Source organism: Mesorhizobium sp. M2A.F.Ca.ET.037.01.1.1, assembly GCF_003998075.1.
Taxonomy (GTDB): domain Bacteria; phylum Pseudomonadota; class Alphaproteobacteria; order Rhizobiales; family Rhizobiaceae; genus Mesorhizobium.
Window position 1 is genome coordinate 1 of the sequence record NZ_RZSA01001166.1, and the last position, 1850, is coordinate 1850.

The 1850-nt window shown below is 63.9% G+C and carries 2 protein-coding genes; both read left to right on the plus strand.

Translation table 11 applies throughout. From position 1 onward, the window contains the following. Positions 1-1500, plus strand: a 1500-nt coding sequence (locus EOA27_RS34670) for an autotransporter assembly complex family protein (protein ID WP_145970767.1), incomplete at its 5' end; no start/stop codon positions are given. 2 nt (positions 1501-1502) lie between these two features. Beyond that, on the plus strand, positions 1503-1850 hold a 348-nt coding region (locus EOA27_RS34675; protein WP_145970768.1), incomplete at its 3' end, for a hypothetical protein.

Here is a 1850-nt window from a genome sequence, read left to right on the forward strand (position 1 = left end):
GCCGAATTCAAGGGGCCGCAGCCCATTCCGGTCGTCATCAGCGTCGCGCCCGGGGCGAAATTCACATTGGGCAATATCCGGCTGAAGGGCGATGCCGCGGGGCTGGCGAGCGCCGATTTCGGGCTGATCGCCGGCGGCGATGCCGGCTCCGGCGCCGTGCTCAAGGCCGAGGCCCTGATTGTGCGGGCGCTGAAGGACGAGGGCAGGCCGCTTGCAAAGATCACAGACCGCGAGATAGTCGCCGAGCATGCAAGCTCGACGCTGGACGTCACGCTCACGGTGGCCGCCGGCCCGGTCGCCGCTTATGGCGACACGACAGTCGAGGGCACGGAAAAGGTCGATCGCGACTTCACCGAATACATGACCGGGCTGAAGCGGGGCCAGCAATATTCGCCGCAGGAGATCGACGATGCCCGCGACCGGCTGCTCGGCCTCGAGGTCTTCAACAGCGTGACCATCAAGGAAGGCGACAGCCTCGACGCCAACGGCAATATCCCGATCGACGTCCAGGTCAGCGAGCGCAAGCCGCGCTTTTTCGGCCTCGGCGGCACGTTTTCGAATACCGAAGGGCTCGGGCTGGAAGGCTATTGGGGACACCGCAACCTGTTCGGCCAGGCCGAGAAGCTGCGTATCGACGGGTCCATCAGCGGCATCGGCAGCAACAGCCTTTCGGCGCTCAACTACAATGCCGGCGTCATGTTCGAGAAGCCGGGCGTGCTCGGGCCGACGTCGAAATTCTTCACCGGCGTCAAGACTGTGTTCGAGCACCCCGATGCCTATGACCATTTCTCGGTCAAGGGCGACGTCGGCGTTTCCTACGACCTCGACAAGCAGCAGCGGGTCTCGGCCGAATTCGACCTCGACTATTCGCGGATCACCGACGCTTTCGGCAAGCATACCTACCTGATCGCCAGCGTGCCGCTGCAATATGTCTTTGACAACCGCGACAACAAGCTGAACCCGACCAGGGGGTTCCGCTTCCTCGCCTATGCCGAGCCGAGCTATGACATATTGAACGGCGCGACCTTCCTGAAGCTGAAGGGCGAGGGCTACACCTATCAGTCGCTGGACACGGCAAGCCGATTCGTGCTGGCCGAACGCGCAACGCTGGGCTCGATCGTCGGCACCGGCCTGCAGAACGTGCCCGCCGACCGGCGCTTCTATTCCGGCGGCGGCGGCTCGGTGCGCGGTTATTCCTACCAGGGCATCGGCCCGAAGGATATTGACGGCCAGCCGATCGGCGGCTTGTCCTTCTTCGAAACCTCGGTGGAGATGCGTATCGGCGTCACCGACACGGTCGGCATTGTTCCGTTCGTCGATGCCGGCACGGTCTCGATCAAATCCTTCCCGGATTTCTCGGATGTTAAGGTCGGCGCGGGCGTCGGCCTGCGCTATATTACCCCGTTCGGGCCGCTTCGCATCGACGCGGCGGTGCCGCTCAACCGCGATCCGGGCGATCCGCATTTCGGCATCTATGCCGGCATCGGCCAAGCGTTCTGACGATGAAGATTTTCTGGCGCATCCTCCGCATTATTATCTACACGCTGCTCGTCCTGCTGGTGGTGGCTATCGGCGCTCTCGTCGTCCTGACCGGCACCGAAGGCGGCCGCCAGAACCTCGCCGGCCTGATCTCGAAGATGGCCTCGAGCGAGGACCGGAAGATTACGGTCGCTGGCATCGAAGGCATCTGGTCGGGGGCGCTCAGGGTCGATCATGTCGTGCTGGAGGACCGCGCCGGCCCCTGGATGGTCGCACGCAACGTGGCGCTCGACTGGTCGCCGACGGCGCTGCTCTCCCGGAATTTCAATGCTGACCGCTTCGCCGCCGAGCGGATCGAACTGGCGCGGCTG